The sequence below is a fragment of the Micromonospora sp. RTBAU3-60 genome (assembly GCF_054963695.1).
In genome coordinates this window covers 16205-36618 of record NZ_JBUEGB010000030.1, presented here as the reverse complement: position 1 = coordinate 36618, position 20414 = coordinate 16205, and the positions used below count along the sequence as shown (strand labels likewise).

General features: G+C 72.0%; 15 protein-coding genes. 8 read left to right on the top strand and 7 right to left on the bottom strand.

From position 1 onward, the window contains the following. Nucleotides 1-58 precede the first annotated feature (58 nt). The 4 genes from ACY34I_RS25385 to rfbA form a co-directional block, all read right to left on the bottom strand. Nucleotides 59-1204, bottom strand: a complete 1146-nt coding sequence (locus tag ACY34I_RS25385; RefSeq protein WP_462757524.1) for a hypothetical protein — start codon at nucleotides 1202-1204, stop codon at nucleotides 59-61. A gap of 257 nt (nucleotides 1205-1461) precedes the next feature. Then, nucleotides 1462-2838 (bottom strand): FAD-dependent oxidoreductase, encoded by a 1377-nt coding sequence (locus tag ACY34I_RS25380; protein ID WP_462757523.1) that lies wholly within the window; start codon nucleotides 2836-2838, stop codon nucleotides 1462-1464. A 233-nt stretch (nucleotides 2839-3071) separates the two neighbouring features. Then, nucleotides 3072-4139: a carboxymuconolactone decarboxylase family protein gene (locus tag ACY34I_RS25375; protein WP_462757522.1), complete on the bottom strand. Its 1068-nt coding sequence runs from the start codon at nucleotides 4137-4139 to the stop codon at nucleotides 3072-3074. Between the two features lie 8 nt (nucleotides 4140-4147). Next, nucleotides 4148-5020 carry a glucose-1-phosphate thymidylyltransferase RfbA gene (gene rfbA / locus ACY34I_RS25370; protein WP_148801228.1) on the bottom strand — a complete coding sequence of 291 codons (873 nt, stop codon included), beginning with the start codon at nucleotides 5018-5020 and terminating at the stop codon, nucleotides 4148-4150. 208 nt (nucleotides 5021-5228) lie between these two features. Between rfbA and ACY34I_RS25365 the strand changes: the two genes are divergently transcribed. Then, a complete protein-coding gene (locus ACY34I_RS25365) occupies nucleotides 5229-6095 on the top strand; it encodes a putative sugar O-methyltransferase (protein ID WP_462757521.1) in 867 nt (288 codons plus the stop codon). Here ACY34I_RS25365 and ACY34I_RS25360 read toward each other — a convergent pair. The 3 genes from ACY34I_RS25360 to ACY34I_RS25350 form a co-directional block, all read right to left on the bottom strand. Continuing rightward, nucleotides 6047-6664 carry a dTDP-4-dehydrorhamnose 3,5-epimerase family protein gene (locus tag ACY34I_RS25360; protein ID WP_462757520.1) on the bottom strand — a complete coding sequence of 206 codons (618 nt, stop codon included), beginning with the start codon at nucleotides 6662-6664 and terminating at the stop codon, nucleotides 6047-6049. The genes ACY34I_RS25365 and ACY34I_RS25360 overlap by 49 nt on opposite strands. A gap of 58 nt (nucleotides 6665-6722) precedes the next feature. Further along, nucleotides 6723-7559, bottom strand: a complete 837-nt coding sequence (locus ACY34I_RS25355) for an AraC family transcriptional regulator (RefSeq protein WP_462757519.1) — start codon at nucleotides 7557-7559, stop codon at nucleotides 6723-6725. Nucleotides 7560-7928: 369 nt separating this feature from the next. Continuing rightward, nucleotides 7929-8729 carry a helix-turn-helix domain-containing protein gene (locus ACY34I_RS25350; RefSeq protein WP_462757518.1) on the bottom strand — a complete coding sequence of 267 codons (801 nt, stop codon included), beginning with the start codon at nucleotides 8727-8729 and terminating at the stop codon, nucleotides 7929-7931. Nucleotides 8730-9059: 330 nt separating this feature from the next. Between ACY34I_RS25350 and ACY34I_RS25345 the strand changes: the two genes are divergently transcribed. From ACY34I_RS25345 to ACY34I_RS25315, 7 genes are read left to right on the top strand one after another with little or no spacing between them, the layout of a single operon-like run. Further along, a complete protein-coding gene (locus ACY34I_RS25345) occupies nucleotides 9060-10160 on the top strand; it encodes a carboxymuconolactone decarboxylase family protein (RefSeq protein WP_462757517.1) in 1101 nt (366 codons plus the stop codon). Nucleotides 10161-10204: 44 nt separating this feature from the next. After that, the gene (locus ACY34I_RS25340; protein ID WP_462757516.1) at nucleotides 10205-11209 is read left to right on the top strand and encodes a DUF1702 family protein; all 1005 of its coding nucleotides are present in this window, start codon (nucleotides 10205-10207) and stop codon (nucleotides 11207-11209) included. A gap of 1 nt (nucleotide 11210) precedes the next feature. After that, nucleotides 11211-12194, top strand: a complete 984-nt coding sequence (locus ACY34I_RS25335; RefSeq protein WP_462757515.1) for a DUF1702 family protein — start codon at nucleotides 11211-11213, stop codon at nucleotides 12192-12194. Nucleotides 12195-12246: 52 nt separating this feature from the next. Next, nucleotides 12247-18042: a type I polyketide synthase gene (locus ACY34I_RS25330; RefSeq protein ID WP_462757514.1), complete on the top strand. Its 5796-nt coding sequence runs from the start codon at nucleotides 12247-12249 to the stop codon at nucleotides 18040-18042. Continuing rightward, entirely contained in the window at nucleotides 18039-18482 is a 444-nt protein-coding gene (locus ACY34I_RS25325) for an acyl-CoA thioesterase (protein ID WP_148800913.1), read from the top strand. The genes ACY34I_RS25330 and ACY34I_RS25325 overlap by 4 nt, the downstream gene beginning before the upstream one ends. Beyond that, on the top strand, nucleotides 18482-19027 hold the full coding sequence (locus tag ACY34I_RS25320; RefSeq protein ID WP_462757513.1) for a flavin reductase family protein: 546 nt from the start codon (nucleotides 18482-18484) through the stop codon (nucleotides 19025-19027). Before ACY34I_RS25325 ends, ACY34I_RS25320 begins: the two co-directional genes overlap by 1 nt. Next, nucleotides 19024-20397: a cytochrome P450 gene (locus ACY34I_RS25315; RefSeq protein WP_462757512.1), complete on the top strand. Its 1374-nt coding sequence runs from the start codon at nucleotides 19024-19026 to the stop codon at nucleotides 20395-20397. The genes ACY34I_RS25320 and ACY34I_RS25315 overlap by 4 nt, the downstream gene beginning before the upstream one ends. Nucleotides 20398-20414 lie beyond the last annotated feature (17 nt).

The window sequence follows — 20414 nt, the reverse complement described above, 5'->3', positions numbered from 1 at the left end:
GCGCCTTCTGGCGGACGGCCCGTGCTGATCCGTCCGGCACGCTCCCGGCCCGGCGTCGTCACCCGGCCAGCCAGCGCAGCACCGGCTGACCGGACTGCTGCTCGGCCTCCCGATATCGGGGCAGGATCGAGGACGCCACCACCCCGCCGGACAGCGCGAACAGCGCCGTCGAGGCGCTCAGCCGCTCGAGCCGGGCAGTGCCGACCGACACCGGCACCCCGGCGGCGGCACACACGTCGGCGACGTTGGCGCCGTCCTGGACGGCGTCCAGCAGCACCAGATCGAGCGGGGAGACCAGATAGGACGGCAACAGCCCGCCGCAGAGGTGGTCGAGCAGCCAGGTGGTGACCTCGTCGCCCGGCCCGCGCGGCAGGTCGAGCTCACGGTGCCGGCCGGTCAGAATGGCCACCTCGGCCTCGGCGATGCGGCGCCGTCCGCCGGAGACCAGTGCGGCCAGGCCGGCGATGCCGAATTCGCGGTAGAGCAGCGCGGCCTGCCGGAGGTGCCCGGAGCGGACGCCCGGCCACGACGGTGCGGCGCGGTGCCGGTCATGGATGAGGATCGACCGCAACACCGTGCGCGGCACGACCGTGGCCGCCGCGTAGCAGAGCCCGAGCACCTCGGCGAGCCCTTGCTCGAGGCCCCGGTCGGACCCGTCCGACCCCGCGGCTGCGGCGGCGTGCACCAGCCCGCGCGCGGCGTGGGTGATGCTCAGGAACGGGCGCAGCCGGGGCAGTCGCAGATAGACACCGGACTCAAGCTGATGCCGGGCGGCCTGCGACGCGCCGAGCGAGATGGACGCGCGCTCCGACGCGGCGTACGGCTCCGGGAAGACCGACCCGACCGTGACGGTCATCGCGGCCACGTCCACGCCGGCCGCGGTGAGCCGGTCGCGCAGCGGCCCAGCCGCGGCGATCACCGCGTGCTCCGTCCCGCTGCTGCCGAGCATCAGTGGGGCATCCGCCAGCTCACGAAGCTGGGCCGCGGTGAGCTGGCGGGCCGCGGTGACGTCGTCCGCGCAGCCGCCGTCGCCGTCCAGCGATGCGGCGGCCCGGCGCAGCATGTCGGTCGCCACCCCGACCGGTACGACGTCGTCCAGGGGCAGGTAGGGCTCGACACCGGAGACGAATGCCTCCGCGTTCGCGAAGCGGCAGGGCGCCAGGTAGATACCGGCGAAGAGCCAGTCCCGCATCGTAGGTGTCATCGCCGCCTCTTTGCCGTCATTTCCCTTCAATTGTGAAAAGAACGGTGCGCGGAGCAACTTGCATCGTGCTCTTTCACCGGCGGGCACGCGCGGAGTAGACCGGCGGCCTGGGTAGTGCACATCGTGCGCTGCCCCCTCCCGGACGTGCCCCCGCCAACGGCGGGGGCACGTCTCGTGCTGCGGACAGGAGACGCCCGCACAGAGAGGGCCCGTCGTGCGGGGGGATGCACGACGGGCCCGGTCCGGACCGGCGGGGCTCAGCTCGACTGGGCGAGGGTCGGCTGACGCGGCCGGTCGGTGGGGGAGGTCCGCGCGAAAGCGCCGCGCAGCACGCGCCACAGCGTCGCGGGGCGCATCAGCGACTGCGGGGTGTCGACCATGCCCGCGGCCCGTAGGTACGCCGTGGTGACCTTCGGGTCGCGGGTCGCCGCCGCCTGCACGAGCCGCAGGTACCGCTGCACCATGCGCATCTTGAGGGAACGGTGGCCGGGCACGTCCGGGAAGTTCAGGTCGACCGTCGTGGTCATCTCCCACGGCGCATCGATGCAGTCGCGGGCCAGGTCCCGGAAGTACGCGGCCGGGTCGGGCTCGCCGTGCCGGCTCAGGTGACGGCGGATCGTCAGGGCGGCGACCGCGGCCACCGTCATGCCCTGCGCGTACACCGGGTTGAAACTGGTGACCGCGTCGCCGGTGACCAGCAGACCGGCCGGCAGTCGGGACATCCGCTCGTAGCGCCGGCGCAACGTGACCGGGTAGTGGAAGGGGACGGGCTCGTCGATCGGGCGGGCCGACTTGAGGGCGTCGGCGATATCCGGGATCGCCAACGACCGGATGAAGTCGTAGAAGCCCTCCTGGTCGGTCGGCGGGTGGTCGCCGAGCAGGCCGTAGGTGGTGAGCTCCACCTTGCCGTGGTCGGTCTGGGTGAAGATCGCGCCGCGCGGCGAGGCGGGGAACGCCACCGGGATGATGGCCAGGTCGCCGTCCCACGGGTCGTCGTCCAGTTCGTAGTGCTGCGTCACGTACCCGAGGTTGATCTTGATGCGCTCCTCGGGAACCCGCTCGTAGCCGAACCGCTCCAGCATCGCCGGGGTCCGCGAGCCGCGCCCGGTGGCGTCGACGACCAGATCGGCCTCGATCACCTCGTCCCGGTCGTTGTCCAGATCGCGCAGCCGGGCGCCGGTGATCCGCGAACGGTCCGGCGTGGCCTCCAGCCCAACGATGTCGCGGCGTTCGACGAACCGCACGCGGGGCAGCTGCTCGACGCGCTCCCGGAGGTGTCGTTCCATCAGCGGGGCCGTGGCCGGCACCGCGATGTAGCCGATGTCCTCGCGGACCAGCGGCTTGCCGTTGAAGTACCAGCGGCACGAGCCGGCGTAGTCGCCGGTCGGGCAGCCGTCCGCGATGAGCTCCTCGATGAAGCCGGGGAACAGCTCCTCGGTCACCTGCAGGCCGCGGACGTGCATGGCGTTGATGTGCTTGCCTTGCGGGCGGCCGCGGCGCGGTCCCCGCTCACCGACCAGCTTGTCCCGATCGACGATCAGGACCTCGTCGTACTGCTCAGTCAGCACTCGCGCGGCGAACAGGCCGGCGTAGCTGCCGCCGAGCACCAGCGCCCGGCGTGGTTTCTTCCCCATCGGTGGATCCACCCTTTCTCTGTGCGATTCGGCTGCTTGGTGGGTCAGCCGGGCATCTGGGTCATCGGGACGGAACCGAGCGGGCCGTCCTCCACGGAGGTCCTGGCCGGTGAGATACGCCGAGCGGGACGATAGGAGGGAACAGCACGGCCTCGGACACGTCGGCGGGGTCACCGAACGGGACCAGCGCTCCCTGGCTGCGAACAGCTCAGCCATCGGGATGAGCGTGGCAGTCAGACGGGCGGGCTCACATCTCCTCGCTTGCCCTCATGCGGCTCGAGCCGGCCGGCGGTCCGACGGGCCGCGGCGAACGCCGCCCAGGCGGTCAGTTCGATGAGCTGCGCGTCGTCCGAGCGACACTGCGCGACCAGTTCCGGGGTGATTCGGTAGGACGCGTACGCGGTCAGCATTGCCACCCGCGCGGCCGGTCGATCCGCCGGAGGCAACGGCCGGACCGTCCCGTCCAGCCACGCGCGGGCGCTGATGCCGGGCCCCTCGAAGTCCGGGTCGTCCAGCCGGGCCTCGACGAGTTCCCGCACGCGGGTCGGGACGCTTCGTTCGCCGGCGGCGGCGATGGCGGCACCGCCGCGGTTCAAGGCCTGGGCGATGTGCGGCACGGTCGCGGCCCAGGCGGTGCCCTCCAGCGGGCCGGCGTCGGGCAGCAGGTCCAGCGACGAGCCCGCCGCGACCTGGACCCGGCCGAGCCGGCCCAGCACCGACGCCGCGGTGCGCCGCAGGACCCGCTCGGCCGGCCTCGGCACGGCTGGGAGCGGTGAGTCCCGCAGGAACACGTTGACCATGCGGTTTATGTAGTGGAAGATCAGCGCGACCCCGGCCAGTTCGGGCCGCTGCGCGGGTGGGAACGGCTCCGGTCCCTCGCCGGTCCGCGCCCAGCGGACCAGGGCGCGCAGCCGGGGGTCGCTCACCTCGTCGGTCCCACCGGCCGCGATGCGGGCGGCGTCCGGGCCGGCGAGCAGGCCCGTCAGCGCGGCGCCGTGCACGTCCAGGCAGTACGGGCAGCGGTTGGCCACCGAGACGGCCGCGGCGACCGCCTCTTTGTCGGCGCGGCTTGCCCGGCCGGGCACCAGCAGCGTCTCGCGCAGGATGCTCCAGCACGCGGCGAGCACCGGTGGTGCCGGGGCGTGCAGCGCCACCGGCGGGGCCAGCATCCCGAAGTCCGCCTCGACCTGGCGGTAGACCCGCGCGACCGGTTCGGCGGCGGTCTCCGGCGGCACCGGCCGGACGTACCGGATGTGGGCCGGCGCGATGCGGCGGGTCGCCGCTCTCAGCAGTCTTCCCATCGTCGTCCTTAATCGAGTGCGTAGGCGATCTCGGTGAGGTAGCGGCCGTAGTCCGACTGGCGCATGCCGGCGCCGAGCTCGTAGCAGGTCTCGGCGTCGATGAAGCCCATGCGCAGGGCGATCTCCTCGAGGCAGGCCACCCGCACCCCCTGCCGCTCCTGGATCACCTGCACGTACTGGCTGGCGGCGAGCAGGCTGGCGTGCGTGCCGCAGTCCATCCAGGTGTAGCCGCGGCTCAGCGGCACCAGCCCGGCCCGGCGCTGCCGCAGGTACTCCTGGTTGACGTCGGTGATCTCCAGTTCGCCGCGATCCGACGGGCTCAGGCCGGCGGCGATGCTCACCACGTCGTTGTCGTAGAAGTAAAGGCCGGTGATCGCCTGGTTGGAGCGCGGTCGGCGGGGCTTTTCGGAGATCGAGATCAGCCGGCCGTCCGCGTCGGTCTCGGCGATGCCGTATCGCTCGGGGTCCGAGACGGAGTAGCCGAACAGCGTGCAGCCCTCGACCGAGTGGGCCTCCCGCTGCAGCAGGTTGTAGAAGCCGGCGCCGTGGAAAAGGTTGTCGCCGAGGATCAGCGCGGACCGGTCGTGCCCGATGTGGCCGGCGCCGATCAGGAACGCCTCGGCGATGCCGCGCGGCTCCTTCTGCTCGGCGTAGCTGACGTTCAGGCCCAGCCGAGACCCGTCGCCGAGCAGGTGCCGCATGTGCGGGACCACGTCCGGGTTCGAGATGATCAGGATGTCCCGGATGCCGGCCAGCATGAGCACCGAGAGCGGGTAGTAGAGCATCGGTTTGTCGTAGACGGGCAGCAGCTGTTTGGACGTCGCCAGCGTGAGCGGGTATAGCCGCGTACCGGTGCCACCGGCGAGAACAATTCCCTTCACCATCGGGTCCGTTCGTCGAGTCGGATCTGCCGGAGCACCAGTATGTGGCGGGCGACCGGCGCCCCAGGTCTCCTGAAATGCGGTGCGCTCGGCCCTCCCGCGAGTGGCCCGGCGGTGCGCATTCTCAAAGGCGCAACCGCCCGGGAAACGGCGAATACTCCAGTTCGCCGGGCCGTTCGGGCTCCGCTCATCCAGGAGGTCGGTAACAGTGACTGTCGATCACGACACGGAGATTCTGGCCGGATTCCGGTCCGGTGACGCCAACTTCAAGTTGACGCTGTGGGATCCGCGGGCCAATGGGGTTCGTTACCTCAAAGCGCTGCTGTACCGCGTCAGCGGCCGGCTGAGCCCGCTGGACCGCGAGCGGCTGCGCCGAACCCGGAACCGGGACGTCGGCAATCCGATCACCGTCCGGCACGAGGGCGACGAGATCGACATGGACTACCTGCGGGCGGTGCAGGAGGTCGGTTTCCTTGCGGACCGGGTGCGGCTGGATGGCGCGCGGATCGTCGAGATCGGCGCGGGGTACGGCCGTACGTGCCACGCGCTGATCGCCAACCACGACGTCGCGGAGTACCACATCGTGGAGCAGGAGGGCTCGCTGCGGCTGGCCCGCGCGTACCTGCGCGCGGTGCTCGAGCCCGCGCAGTTTGCCAAGGTGTCGTTTCACGCGGCCGCCGATGCCGTGCACGCGTTCCCGGCCGACGTTGACCTGGCGATCAACATCGACTCGTTCGCCTGCATGGAGCCGGAGGTGGTCCGCGGCTACCTGAAGCTCATCGACGAGCGGAGTCACGCGTTCTACGTCAACGGCCCGGTCGGCAAATATTTGGACAAGACGCTGGACGACCACTCGCAGGGCACCGAACAGGTGGCCACGGCGCTGCGCTCGGGACTGCTGACCGAGGTGATCGACATCTTCGACAGCGAGGCCGTGCACAAGCAGTCCCGCCGGTTCGTCTCCGCCTATACGCCGGGGGACCGCTGGGAGTGCGCCGCCGAGGCCGGCACTCCGGTGTGGAGCCACTACTGGCAGGCGCTGTACCGTTCCTCCAGCGCGCGGCAGGCTGCGTAGTCCGGGAGCAGGCCGGCGTCCAGGGCTTCGGCGAGACTGGGCGCCGCCCGGTCGCGCGGCGAGAGGATGGGATCGATGTCCTCCGGGATCGGCAGCGCGAGCTGCGGGTCGAACGGCGCCAGCGCGAGCTCGTTCTCCGGCCGGTACTCCAGCGACAGCAGGTAGTTCATCACCGTGTCGTCCTCGAGGGCGACGAAGAGGTGACCGACCCCGAGCGGGAAGTACAGCGCCGGGCACCGCTGCTGGTCGAGTTCCACGGCGTCGTACTGCCCGAACGTCGGCGAGCCCACCCGCAGGTCGACGACGATGTCGAGGGCGCGGCCGTGCGCGCAGTAGACGTATTTCGCGGTGCCCGGCGGGGTCGCGGTGTAGTGCAGGCCGCGTACCGCGCCGCGGCGCGAGACGCTGAAGTTGACCTGGGCCACGGGGAACAGCGGACGGCCGATCACCGAGGTGAACGCCGACGACTGGAACGGCGTACGGAAGACGCCGCGCTCGTCCGGGAAGGCCGGCGTGGCGAAAGCCAGGGCGCCGGCGACCAGCGTGGTGGGTGCGGTCGCGATAGTCACGGCACCAGGGTCGCCGAGCCGCCCGGGGCGGGTCCACTTCCCGGTTGCGGCTTCGGTGCTACCAGCCGCCGCCTGAGAGGAGGGGACCTGTCGCTCCGGCCGCCAGCGCAACGGGCGCCTGCGCGCGCTGGGCGACGATCTCCATCGCCAGTTTGCGGACGTCCATGAGGGCCAGCAGGACCGGCGGGTCGAGCAGGCCGGCGCTGTTGAACTCCAGTTCGGAGCGGACCACCGAGCGGGGCGTGACGGTGATCGGACCGAGGCTGGCTACCGACACCGACTCGTTCACCTTGGCCTGATAGCCGTCCGGGTGGCTGCACGATCCCGGCACCGACTGGGCCAGCAGGTACCACGTGCCGGCGGGCACGTCGTCGAGCTCGAGGTGCTCCGGGTCGGCGAGCACCGCGCAGCGCACCGGGCGGCCCTGCGGAATGCGCTCGGAGAAAAGGCCGGCGAAAATCAGCCGCGGCTGGTCGTCCTGCGGCATCCGGATACGGCATTGGACGCGACCGCCGGTCGGTGCCGCCGTGCTCTCGTCCGTTTCCGCGACGATCTGCAGGGCGAATCCGGACTGGAGCCGGTATTCGGTGGGGGACATGCCCACACTGCGGCTGAATCGGGTACTGAACGTGCCGACGCTGTTGTAACCCACCCGCTGGCTGATGTCGGCTATCCGCAACGGGGTCGAGACGAGCAATTGCTGGGCGTGCTGCAGCCGCAGGGCGGAGAGGAAGCGGCCGGGAGAGATCCCGGTGACCCGCTGGAAAACTCGAGTGAAGTGGAATTTGCTGAACATGGCCGAGCGGGCCATGTCATCAATGGTTAGAGGTTGGCCGAGATTATCGCGCATGGTCGTCACCGCGCGTTTGACCGCTACCTCGATTGCCTGCTCCATTGCGCCCATTCCGGCCAATTCCGAATGCTGGCGGCCTTTGTGATGTCCGTCGCTCTGCCCAGAGGCTAGCGGAGGGCGCGAGCGGATGCAATCCACCGGGCCGCCACTTACCCGATCACCCGAATCAATCCGTGATCTAGCGTGGCGGCCCTGGTCGGAGCGTTGCTGAGGTGGCCGGAATGTAGATAGTAGAACGCACTGCTGCAGGCAGGGGAATCAGTTGTAGGGCATCGTCGGAAACCATCCTAACCCGAAAATAGCGGGCACCCGGACGTCCCTATACCGCACCGTGAGGACGCCGAGCGCGACGAGCAGGGCCGTTAGTCGGGGGCCCCATGGGTTCCTCGGAGTGGGCGGCGCGGAGAGAGCTCAGGCGACGACCCCGTATTCCTCGGTGGGCCGGCTCTGCTCGGCCAGCCGGCTCAGCGCATAGGTGCGGACGTCGAGCAGCGCGAGCAGCACCGGCGGGTCGAGGGCCCGGTTCGGCCGCAGCGCCAGCTCGGTCGAGATCGACTTGCCCGGCCGGATGGTGATCGGCCCGGCGGTGGCGACGGCGACCGGCCGGTCGGCGTGATCGCGGCACAGCCCAGGCGGGCACCGGTCGGCCGACACCGACTGGGCGAGCAGGTACCACCGGCCCAGCGGCGCGTGGTTGAAGGTGAAGTGCCGCGATTCGCGCAACACCGCGCAGCGGACCGGGCGGCCCTCGGGCACGCGCTCGGGGAAGAGGCCGACGAACGTCAGCGTGTTCTCGTCGCGGCCGGCCGGGTGCACCTCGCAGGAGAGGCTCGCGTCGCTGAGGCGTACGCCGTCGGAGTCGGCGCGGATCTCGCTGGCGTAGCCGGCGCGCTGCCGGAAAATGGTGGGCGACATGCCGACGCTCCGGCTGAACCGTGAGCTGAACGTGCCGACGCTGTTGTAGCCGACGCTGACGCTGATGTCGGCGACATTCATCGGCGTCGAGACCAGCAGTTCCTTGGCCCGCTGCAGGCGCAGCGCGGAGAGGAAGCGGCCCGGTGAGACGCCGGTGACCCGCTGGAACATCCGTGTGAAGTGGAACTTGCTGAACATGGCGGCGCGCGCCATGTCGTCGACCGTCAATTGCTCACCAAGGCGTTCGTGCATCGTCGCGATGGCGCGCAGCACTGCCTTTTCCGACGTATCCTGCATTATTGGCTCCCCCAGGCATAAGCCACGCCGCAAAAGAACGATTCTGGCCCTTTGAACCGATCCGGTGCGGCGGACAATAGAATGCGCTTTGAACAGCGCATCCCCACGTTCATTCTCCTCGTCAGGCTAACCACGGCCGAGTTGGACGGGCAACCCGCGGGGCCGACCAGCTTGGCCAGCGCAACATTGAAGTAGCAATTAGATACCGGAGATATTCAATCACAGGTCTCCGCGGGCGAATATTTTTTCAGGATTGCTGCCCTCGCCTCAGGCACGGGCTTTTGACGCCCCCATCTGCTGATACTGGCCACTCAAGCGGAAGGAGTCGTCATGATCGTCAGCCGCGTCGCAGCCTCAGTCGTGCAACGCCAGGTCCGCCATGTCACACCGGTTCCCGCACTCTCGGCGAGCGGCCTGGTCGACCGGGTGTACCAGCAGGTGGCGGACGAGATGCGACTGGTGATCCCGCCGGCGCTCATGCACTCGCCGTCCCCCCGGGCGCTTGCCGCCTACTGGATGCTCATGCGCGAGCCGCTGCTGGTCAGCGGCGCTGTTGACCGCGCCTCGAAGGAGGCCGCCGCGGCGGCCGTCGCGGTCGCCACGATTTGCCCGTACTGCGTGGACATGCACTCGGTCAGCATGTACGAAATGGCCGGAGAGTACGACGCGGACAAGCTCGCCGCCGACCGTGCCGGCGACATGCGCGACCCCCGGCTGCGCGAGATCAGCCAGTGGGCGCGCGGCGCGCAGGAGTCGCCGGGCGGCCTCCCGGTGCCAATCTGGCTCAACCCCGAGCAGGGCGCGGAGCTCGTCGGCACGGTCACCGCCATGCACTACCTGACCCGGATGGTGAACGTCTTCCTCTCCAGCTTCCTGCTCCCACCGGGCCTCACCGGGCGGGCGCGGCAGCGGATGAAGCAGGGCCTGGGCCGGCTGCTGCGCGAGACGCTACGCGCGCACCGCGAGCCCGGCCGCTCCCTCGAACTGCTGCCGGACGCGCCGGTGCCGGCCGACGCCGCCTGGGCGGCAAGCAGCCCGAGCATCGCCGGTGCGATGGCCCGGGCCGCCGCGGTCTTCGACGCGGCCGGCGAGCGGTGGCTGACCCCCGCGGTCCGCGCCGTGGTGCACGAACACCTCGACAACTGGCGCGGCGCGGACACCGGGATCTCCACGGCCTGGTGCGAGGACCTGCTCGCCGGGCTCGGTCCGGCCGACCGCGCGGCCGGACGGCTCGCGCTGCTGACCGCGGTGTCATCACACCAGGTGGGCGACGAGGTGGTCGCCGAGTTCCGACGCCACATGCCCGGCGACGAGGTCCTCGTGGAGGTCGCCGGCTGGGCGTCCTTTGAAGCCGCCCGCCGCATCGGGGCCCGGCAGCGTATCGCTGCGCACGGCGCACACCAGGAGACGCGAAGGCCCGGCATCGCGTAACACGATGAAGTCTCACCCGCACATCCCGTGAGGGAGCTTCCCCGATGTCCACTGTCCTAGGTTCACTGCGCCGGTTGGTTCTGACGCCGTCGTTCGGCGACGTGAGCTTCGCCGGCCGCGGCTTTCCGGTCACCCCCACCGACGCCACCCGCGCCCTCGAGGCCATCCCGCAGGCCGTCGTCTGCGGCTTCGAGTGGGGCATCGACCTCAAGGACCAGTGGGGGCTGGAGCGCCGGCTCGACATGGTCGACGCCGAGCTGCGCGGCTTCGCGTACGAGGGCGCGACGATGGCGCTGACCGTACGCGACGCGATGGCCGCCGGCCGCGGCACCCGCACCCGGGAGCTACTGCGCGGACCGGGTTTACCGCACACCTTCCTCACCTACATCGGCATCGGTTTCGCGATGGCCCGGCTGCCCCGCCCGTTATGGCGCGGCGTCCTGCCCGACCTGACCGGCACGCCGTACTTCCCGACCATGAGCTGGCTGGCCGTCGACGGCTATGGCTTCGACCGCGCCTATTTCGACACCGGTGACGTGGTCGACCGCCAGCAGCGCCCGGCACCGTATCCGTGGCAGGGCCGCGCCGACTACTTCCCGCGCGCGGTCGACCAGGGCATCGGGCGGGCGCTGTGGTTCATCCACGGCGGCATCCCGCACCACGTCGACGCCGCGGTGCGCGCCTTCGCCGCCGAGCGGCACGCCGACCTGTGGAGCGGCGTCGGCCTCGCGGCCACGTTCGCCGGCGGCTGCGACGAGACCGGTCTGACGGCGCTGCGCCGCGCGTCCGGCGAGCACTGGCAGCACCTGGCGCAGGGTGCCGTGTTCGCCGCCAAGGCCCGCGACTTCTCCGGCTTCGTGCCGGAGCACTCGGCGGCGACGTTGCACACACTGACCGGCCTCACCGTGCCGGCCGCGGCGACGCTCGCCGACGACGTCAGCCTGAGCCAGCCCGACCCGGCCGGTCCGCCCGACTACGAGTCCTGGCGCCAGCAGATCCGCGACCACCTCGGTGCGCTCGCCCTCTCCCACCCCCAGCGGAGGCCGTGACATGACAGCCTGGCACAACCTGCGACGGCGCGTCCTGACGCCGGACATCTCGGAGACGAAGGTCGCCGTGCGCGGCTTCCACGCCAAGTCCGCGGCGGCGGTGGACCGGCTGGAGACCGTCGGCAAGTCCTTCCTCACCGGTTACGGCGCCGCCGCGGCGACCGGCCGGCCGGCCGACGTCGCGGCGGAGCTCGAACACCTGCCCGAGCTGTACCGCGGTTTCGCCTACGAGGGCGCCGGCATGGGCATGGCCGTGCTCGACGGCCTACCCACCGGGCGCCGCGGACACGTGCGGTCGCTGCTCGAGGGGCCCGGCGCCGACCACGTCTACATGGTCTACGTCGGTGTCGGCTGGGCGATGGCCCGCCTACCGAAGTTCCGCTGGTCCACGCTGTACGCCCCGGATCCGCTGCTGCGCTGGCTGCTGCTCGACGGCTACGGCTTCCACCAGGCCTATTTCAGGACCCGCCAGTACGTCCACGAGCAGTACCAGGCGCCCCGGGCGCCGGCCGTCGTACGCGGCCCGGCCTGGCACGTCAACCAGGTGATCGACCAGGGGATCGGCCGGGCAAGCTGGTTCGTCTGCGGCACCGACCCGGAGCGGGTCGCCGCGCTGTTCGCCGCCTTCCCCGAGTCGCGCCGGCCGGACCTCTACAGCGGCGCCGGTTTGGCCGCTACGTACGCCGGCGGCGTCGACCGCGCAGAGCTGGAATGCCTCGCCGAGCTCGCCGGCCCGTACCGGGGTCAGCTGGCCCAGGGCGCCGCGTTCGCCGCGCAGGCCCGGCTGCGCGCCGATCTCGTCGTCCCGCACAACCAGCTGGCCACCGAGGTGCTGTGCGGCACGGACGTCGCGACGGCCGCCGCGGCCACCGACCACGCTCGCGAGGGCCTGCCCGCTGACGGCGCAGTGCCCGCCTATGCGACCTGGCGTCAGCGCATCGCCGACGCGTTCTCGGCACACACCGGGGTGGGCCGGCGCCGCTGACCCTGTCTCGTGCGCTCGTCCGCCAGTCCATGTGAGGAGACCCCGATCGCCCATGTCCAGAATCGCGCTGGTGGGAATGGCGTGCCGATATCCTGACGCCACCACCCCCAAGGAACTCTTCGACAACGCCGTCGCCGGTCGGCGGGCGTTCCGCCGACTGCCCGACGTCCGGATGCGGCTGGAGGACTACTGGGACCCCGATCCCCGTACTCCGGACCGCTTCTACGCCCGCAACGCGGCGGTCATCGACGCGTACGAGTTCGACCGGATCGCGTACAAGGTGGCCGGCAGCACGTACCGTTCCACCGACCTGACGCACTGGCTGGCCCTCGACGTGGCCGCCGGAGCGCTGGCCGACGCCGGCTTCCCGATGGCCGAGGGGCTGCCCCGGGAGCGCACCGGCGTGATCGTCGGCAACACCCTCACCGGTGAGTTTTCCCGCGCCAACCAGCTGCGGCTGCGCTGGCCGTACGTGCAGCGCACGGTGAGCGCGGTACTGCGCGAGCGTGGTTTCGCCGACGAGGACCTGGGCGCTCTCCTCGACGACCTGGAGCAGGCGTACAAGAGCCCGTTCCCGGCCGTCGACGAGGACACCCTGGCCGGCGGCCTGTCCAACACCATCGCCGGGCGCGTCTGCAACCACTTCGACCTGCAGGGCGGCGGCTACACCGTGGACGGCGCCTGCTCGTCCTCGTTGCTCTCGGTCGCCACCGCCTGCAAGGCGCTGGCCGACGGCGAGCTCGATGTCGCGGTGGCCGGCGGGGTGGACCTGTCGATCGACCCGTTCGAGGTCATCGGGTTCGCCAAGACCGGGGCGCTGGCCACCGGCGAGATGCGCGTCTACGACCGCGGCTCGAACGGGTTCTGGCCCGGCGAGGGCTGCGGCATGGTCGTGCTGATGCGCGAGAGCGACGCGCTGCGCGGCAACCATCGCATCTACACCACGATCGCCGGCTGGGGCATCTCCTCCGACGGGCGCGGCGGCATCACCCGCCCGGAGACCCGCGGCTACCACCTCGCACTCAACCGGGCGTACGCCCGCGCCGGCTTCGGCATCGAGACCGTGTCCATGTTCGAGGGCCACGGCACCGGCACGAAGGTAGGCGACTCCAACGAGCTGACCGCGCTGAACCAGAACCGGCTCGCCGCCGGCCCGGGCGCCCCGCCCGCGGCGATCGGCTCGGTCAAGGCGATGATCGGGCACACCAAGGCCGCGGCCGGTGTGGCCGGGCTGATCAAGGCGTCGATGGCGATGCACAACGAGGTCATCCCGCCCACCGTCGGCTGCGTCGACCCGCACGAGGTCTTCGACTCCGCAAACGCCGCGCTGCGCGTCGTGCGCCAGGCCGAGCCGTGGCCGGACGACCGTCCGGTGCGCGCCGGCGTGACCGCCATGGGCTTCGGCGGCATCAATACCCACCTCGTCCTGGACCGCGGCGAGCCGGCGCGCAAGGTGCGCTACGGCAGCCGTACGCGGGCCATCGCGACCGGCGCGCAGGACGCCGAGCTGCTGCTGTTCGACGCGCTGACTCCGGCCGAGCTGCGCGACCGGCTGGAGCGGGTGGCCGAATTCGTGCCCTCGATCAGCTATGCCCAGCTGAGCGACCTGGCCTCGACCCTGCACGGCGAACTGCGCGAGCTGCCCTGGCGTGCGGCCGTCGTGGTGCGCTCGCCCTCGGACGCGACGAACCGGCTGAACGCCGTGCTCGCCGCCCTCGACGCCGGCGAGCCGCAGCTGTTCGCCGACGAGGGCCGCACCTGCTTCGGCGAGATCGGCGACGGCGAGATCGGCTTCCTGTTCCCCGGGCAGGGCTCCGGCAAGGGCACCAGCGGTGGCGCGCTACGCCGGCGCTTCGCCGAGGCCGACCAGGTCTACCGCGCCGCCGCGCTGCCCAGCAGCGGCGACATGGTCGCCACCGAGGTGGCACAGCCGCGCATCGTCACCGGCTCGATCGCCGGCCAGCGCGTGCTGCGGGCCCTCGGACTGGAGGCCACCGTGGCCGTCGGGCACAGCCTCGGCGAGCTGACCGCGCTGCAGTGGGCCGGGGCGATGGACGACGAGACGGTGCTGCGCCTGGCCGCCCTGCGCGGGCGCACCATGGCCGAGCACAGCGCCTCGGGCACGATGGCCGGCCTCGCCTGCGGACCCGAGCAGGCCGAACGGCTGATCGCCAGACTGTCCGCGGTCGTCGGCGGGTACAACGGACCCGGCCAGACCGTGATCACCGGTGCCGTCGATGCCGTCGAGCAGGCCTGCCGACGGGCCGAGGAGGCCGGTGTCGGCGCGACCCGGCTCGCGGTCTCGCATGCCTTCCACTCGTCGCTGGTCGCCGAGGCCGCGGACGCCTTCGGCGGCCTGCTGCGCCGGGAGTCCTTCGGCCGGCCCGCCCGGCGCGTCGTCTCGACCGTGACCGGCGAGGAGTTGCCCGCCGACACCGACCTGGCCGGTCTGCTCACCCGGCAGATCACCGAGCCGGTGCTGTTCGCCCAGGCGGTCGCGCTGGCCGCCAAGGACGTCGACCTGCTCATCGAGGTCGGCCCCGGCCGGGTGCTCAGCGGCCTGGCGAGCGGCGTGGTGGACGTACCGGCGGTCGCGTTGGACACCGACGACGAGTCGTCGGCCGGCCTGCTGCGGGTGCTCGGGGCCGCCTTCGTGGTGGGCGCCACCAACGTCGACCCCGCGCTGTTCCACGGCCGGCTGGTGCGCCCGTTGGCGCTGGGCACGGAGTTCCGCTTCTTCGCCAGCCCGTGCGAGGCCGCGCCGCAGGTGCCGGCGCGCAGCCGTAGCGGGGCCCCGGCGGTGCCGTCCGACGCGCCCGAGGCGACGCCCGCGGCCGGCCCGGCCGGCGAGTCGGTCGCCGACCTGCTGCGCCGGATGGCCGCGGAGCGTGCGGAACTGCCGCCCGAGCTGGTCGACATGAACAGCCGCCTGCTCGACGACCTGCACCTGAGCTCGATCACGGTGGGCCAGATGGTGAACAAGGTGGCGCAGAGCATCGGCATCCCGCCGAGCCGCACGCCCGCCAACTTCGCCAGCGCCACCCTCACCGAGCTGGCCGAGGTCCTCGAAGGGCTGCGCGGGTCGGAGACGGCCCCGGGCGCCCCCGAGGCCGCGCCGGTCGTGACCGGCGCGGCCGACTGGGTGCGGTCCTGGCGGGTCGACCTCGACGAGCGCGACGTGCCGGCGGCCGCCGGCATCGAGCAGCGCGGCAGCTGGCAGGTGCACGCGCCGGCGGACCACCCGCTGGCCGAGCCGCTGCGGGCCGCGCTCGAGCGCGGCAACGTCGGCGGCGGCGTCCTCGTCCTCCTGCCGACCGACTGCGTGGAGGCGGATCTGGTCGAGGCGCTCGCCGGCGCCCGGGCCGCGGTGACCGGCGCCGCTGGTGGCCGGTTCGTCCTGGTCCAGCACGGGCGGGGCGCGGCCGGCCTGGCCAAGACCCTGCACCTGGAGGCGCCGAACATCCGCACCACGGTCGTGCACATCGCGCCGGAACCCGACGCGGTGGACCGGATCGTCGCCGAGGTCGCCGGCACCACGGCCTTCACCGAGGCGTGGTACGCGGCCGACGGCACCCGCCGGGTGCCGGTGCTGCGCCCGCTGCCGGTGAGCGCGGAGCGCACCGAGGCGGCGCTCGACGAGTCCGACGTGCTGCTGGTGACCGGCGGCGCCAAGGGCATCACCGCCGAGTGCGCCCTGGCGATGGCCAAGGACAGCGGCGCCCGGCTGGCCCTGCTCGGCCGCTCCGACGCGGCCACCGACCCGGAGATCTCGGCGAACCTGGCCCGCATGGCGGAGCAGGGCGTCACGGTCCGGTACGCCCGGGCCGACGTCACCGACCCGGCCCAGGTGCGCGCGGCTCTCGAGACGCTCAGCGCGGAACTCGGCGGCCCGGTGACCGCGGTGCTGCACGGCGCCGGCCGCAATGAGCCGACCGCGCTCACCAGCGTGCACGAGGACCTGGTCCGCCGCACGCTGGCGCCCAAGGTGGACGGCCTGCGCAACGTCCTCGACGCCATCGGCGACGGCGGGCTCAAGCTGCTGGTCGCGCTCGGCAGCATCATCGGCCGGGCCGGTCTACGAGGCGAGGCGCACTACTCGATCGCCAACGAGTGGCTCGACGAGCTGGTCACCGGCTACGGCACGGACCACCCGGACTGCCGCACCCTGGTGCTGGAGTGGTCGGTCTGGTCGGGCGTGGGCATGGGCGAACGGTTGTCCGTGGTCGAGGCGCTGGCCCGCGAGGGCGTCACCGCCATCACCCCGGACCAGGGGCTGGCGACGCTGCGCCGGCTGCTCGCCGACCCGTCGGTGCCGTCCACCGTGGTGATCAGCGGTCGCACCGAGGGCATTCACACGGTCGAGCGGGAGAACCCACCGCTGCCGCTGCTGCGGTTCGTGGACCGGCCGCTGGTGCGCTACCACGGCGTCGAACTGGTGGTGGAGACCGAGCTGAACGCCGGCACCGACCCGTACCTCGCCGACCACCTGCTCGACGGCAATCTGCTGTTCCCGGCGGTGCTGGGCATGGAGGCGATGGCGCAGGTGACCCAGGCGCTGACCGGCTGGACCGAGGCGCCGACAATCACCGACGCCCGATTCGCCCGGCCGATCGTGGTGCCGCCCGGTGGCAGCACGACGATCCGGATCGCCGCGGTGCGCACCGAAGACGACGCGGTGGACGTGGTGATCCAGAGCGAGGAGACCGCGTTCGCGGCCGAGCACTTCCGGGCCCGGCTGCTCCGGCGCGACACCGGACCGGCCGACGGCGCTCCCGATCAGGTCGGCGAGGGGCTGCCGCCGGTGGCCCTCGACCCGGCCGCGGACCTCTACGGCGACGTGCTCTTCCAGGGCGGCCGGTTCCAGCGGCTGCGCGGCTACCGGCGCGCGCAGGCCCGCGACGTGGACGTCGTGGTCGAGGCGCTGCCGCAGACCGACTGGTTCGCCGCCTTCCTGCCCGGCGCGCTCGTGCTCGGCGACCCGGGTGTCCGAGACACACTGATGCACGGCAACCAGGTCTGCGTGCCGGACGCGACGCTGCTGCCGGTGCGGGTGGACGAGCTCCAGCCCGCCGGCGACCGGCTCAACCGGGCGGGCGAGCTCCGCTACTGCGCTACCGAGCGCAGCCGGGACGGCGACACGTACGTCTACGACATCGTCCTGCGCGACGCGGCCGGCATGGTCATCGAGCGCTGGACCGGACTGCACCTGCGCGCGGTACGCAAGCGCGACGGGCGCGGCCCGTGGGCGCCAGCGCTGCTCGGGCCTTACCTGGAGCGCACGATCGGCGACCTGGCCGGCATCCGGGCGGCCGTGGTGGTCGAGCCGGACGACCCGGGCGACGACACCGGCGATCACGTCGGCACCCGGCGGGTCCGCACGGCCCGCGCGGCCGGCCGGGCGATGAATGCCCCGGTGAACGTCCGGTACCGCCCGGACGGGCGGCCCGAGCTCGACGGGAACCTGACGCTGACCGCGGCCCACGGCGCCGGTCTCACCCTCTGCGCCGTGGGGGAGGGGCAGCTCGGCTGTGACGTCGAGCCGGTCACCGCCCGGACGGAGGGCGACTGGCAGGGCCTGCTCGGCCGGCACCTCGACGTGGCCCGCCTGATCGCCGAAACCTGTTCCGAGCCGCTGAACGTGGCGGCCACCCGGGTCTGGTCGGCGATCGAGTGCCTGCGCAAGGCGGGCTGCTCGGCCGACGCCCCGATCACGCTCACCGGAACCGAGCGCGCCGGCTGGGTCACCCTCGCCTCCGGTGACAACCGCATCGGCGCCCTGGCGGCGACGGTACGCGGCGGCGGCGTCGAGCCGGTGGTGTTCGCCGTACTCGCAAAGGAGGGCCAGTGAAATACTTCGAGTATCGCCACACCGTGGGCTTCGAAGAGACCAACCTGGTGGGCAACGTCTACTACGTCAACTACCTGCGGTGGCAGGGCCGGGCGCGCGAGCTGTTCCTCAAGGAGCGCGCTTCGGAGGTGCTCGCCGATCTGCAGGACGACCTGAAGCTGTTCACGCTCAAGGTTGACTGCGAGTTCTACGCCGAGATCACCGCATTCGACGAGGTGTCGATCCGGATGCGCCTGGTCGAGCTTGGCCAGACCCAGCTGCAGTTCGGCTTCGACTACGTGCGGCTCAACCCGGGTGGCGGCGAGACGCTCGTCGCCCGGGGGATGCAGCGGGTGGCGTGCATGCGCGGCCCGAACACCCGGACCGTGCCGTCACGGGTGCCGGAGGCGCTGGTGCGCGCGCTGGAGCCGTACACCCATCAGTTGGCGAGGGCCCGCTGATGACCGAGCTGCAGGTCGAACGCGGCCCCGTGCCCCAGGTGCAGGACACCACCCTGCTGCGGCGCACCTTCGGCTCGTTCGCGACCGGGGTGACCGTGGTGACGACCGGCGGCGACCAGCCGCACGGTATGACGGCGAACAGCTTCACCGCGGTGTCGCTGGAGCCGCCGCTGGTGCTGGTCTGCGTCGACCGCAACGCGAACATGCACAGCGCCATGGTGCGGGCCGGCGCCTTCGGGGTGTCGGTGCTCAGCGCCGGTCAGGAGCGGGTGGCCCGGCACTTCGCCGGGCGCCGACCGATCGGCGCGGCGGAGTTCGCCGGCACCGACTGTCTCAGCGGCGCCTGGTGCGGCGCCCCGCTGATCGCCGGCGCGGCTGCCCACTTCGAGTGCGAGCTGTGGCGCACCTACGACGGTGGCGACCACAGCATCTTCGTCGGCCGGCTGCTCAGCATGGCGGGCAGCAGCGACGAGGACGTGCTGATCTTCCTGCGCGGCCAGTTCGGCCGCCTCGAGTCGGACACGGCCGACCGGAGGGCGGCATGACCGCCACCGTCACGCCCACCGGCGCCGCGTCGCGCGGGCGGGTCCTGCCCGGCCCGTCCCGGCTGTCGGCCTTGCGGCTGCTCGCTCAGATGAACCGGGACCGGCTGGCCATGATGACCGACGCCGCCAAGAAGTACGGCGACGCGGCCCGGCTGCCGGTCGGGCACAAGGCGCTGTACTTCTTCAACCACCCGGAGACGGCCAAGCATGTGCTGGCCGGCAACGCCTCCAACTACCGCAAGGGCATCGGCCTGGTGCACGCCCGGCGGGCGCTCGGCGACGGCCTGCTCACCAGCGAGGGCGAGCTCTGGAAGGAACAGCGCAAGGTGATCCAGCCGGCGTTCCAGAGCCGGCGGATCGCCGAGCAGGCCGGGGCGATCGCCGCCGAGGGAGCCCGGCTGGTCGACCGGCTGCGTAGCCGGATCGGCGCCGGCCCGGTGCAACTGGTCGACGAGCTCACCGGCCTGACCCTGGGCGTGCTGGGCCGCACCCTGCTCGACGCCGACCTGCACGCGTTCGACGGCATCGGCACCGACTTCGCCCGGGTGCAGGACCAGGCCATGTTCGAGCTGGAAACGCTCAGCATGGTGCCGATGTGGATCCCGCTGCCGCACCAGATGCGGTTCCGCAAGGCCCGGCGCCGCCTGGAGGTCGTCGTCGACCGCCTGGTCGCCGAGCGGCGCGGGCGGACCACCGACGCCGACGACGTGCTGTCTCGGCTGATCGTGTCGGCCGATCGGGAGGCCGACCCCCGCGTGGGGCAGCTGCGGCTGCGCGACGAGCTGGTGACGCTGCTGCTGGCCGGGCACGAGACCACGGCCAGCACGCTGAGCTGGAGCCTGCACCTGCTGGACCGGCACCCGGAGGCCTGGCAGCGGGTGCACGACGAGGCCGTCGAGGTGTTCGGCGGCCGGGCGCCCGAGTACGACGACCTGCGACGGCTGACTTACACCTCGGCGGTCATCTCCGAGGCCATGCGGATGTTCCCGCCCGTCTGGCTGCTGCCCCGGATCGCGATCGAGGACGACGTGGTGGGCGGCTACCGGGTGCCCGCCGGAGCGGACGTGCTCGTCTCGCCGTACACCCTGCACCGTCACCCGGCCCTCTGGCCGGAGCCCGACCGTTTCGAACCGGAGCGCTTCCTCGGCGACGCCGGGACGGACCGGCCGCGGTTCGCCTACATCCCCTTCGGAGCCGGCCCGCGCTTCTGCGTGGGCAACCACCTCGGTCTGCTCGAGGCGGTGCTCGTGCTCGCTCTGCTCTGCCGCGACCTGCGGCTGACCGGACTTCCCGGCCGACCGGTCGTCGCCGAACCGATGCTGTCGCTGCGCATCCGCGGCGGACTGCCGGTGACGGTGCAGGCCGCCTGACCACCTGAATGGAGAGT

Coding starts and splice junctions, on each gene's coding strand:
- ACY34I_RS25385 (WP_462757524.1), bottom strand. CDS start 1,204: ATGACACCTACGATGCGGGACTGGCTCTTCGCCGGTATCTACCTGGCG.
- ACY34I_RS25380 (WP_462757523.1), bottom strand. CDS start 2,838: ATGGGGAAGAAACCACGCCGGGCGCTGGTGCTCGGCGGCAGCTACGCC.
- ACY34I_RS25375 (WP_462757522.1), bottom strand. CDS start 4,139: ATGGGAAGACTGCTGAGAGCGGCGACCCGCCGCATCGCGCCGGCCCAC.
- ACY34I_RS25355 (WP_462757519.1), bottom strand. CDS start 7,559: ATGGAGCAGGCAATCGAGGTAGCGGTCAAACGCGCGGTGACGACCATG.
- ACY34I_RS25350 (WP_462757518.1), bottom strand. CDS start 8,729: ATGCAGGATACGTCGGAAAAGGCAGTGCTGCGCGCCATCGCGACGATG.
- ACY34I_RS25345 (WP_462757517.1), top strand. CDS start 9,060: ATGATCGTCAGCCGCGTCGCAGCCTCAGTCGTGCAACGCCAGGTCCGC.
- ACY34I_RS25340 (WP_462757516.1), top strand. CDS start 10,205: ATGTCCACTGTCCTAGGTTCACTGCGCCGGTTGGTTCTGACGCCGTCG.
- ACY34I_RS25335 (WP_462757515.1), top strand. CDS start 11,211: ATGACAGCCTGGCACAACCTGCGACGGCGCGTCCTGACGCCGGACATC.
- ACY34I_RS25330 (WP_462757514.1), top strand. CDS start 12,247: ATGTCCAGAATCGCGCTGGTGGGAATGGCGTGCCGATATCCTGACGCC.
- ACY34I_RS25320 (WP_462757513.1), top strand. CDS start 18,482: ATGACCGAGCTGCAGGTCGAACGCGGCCCCGTGCCCCAGGTGCAGGAC.
- ACY34I_RS25315 (WP_462757512.1), top strand. CDS start 19,024: ATGACCGCCACCGTCACGCCCACCGGCGCCGCGTCGCGCGGGCGGGTC.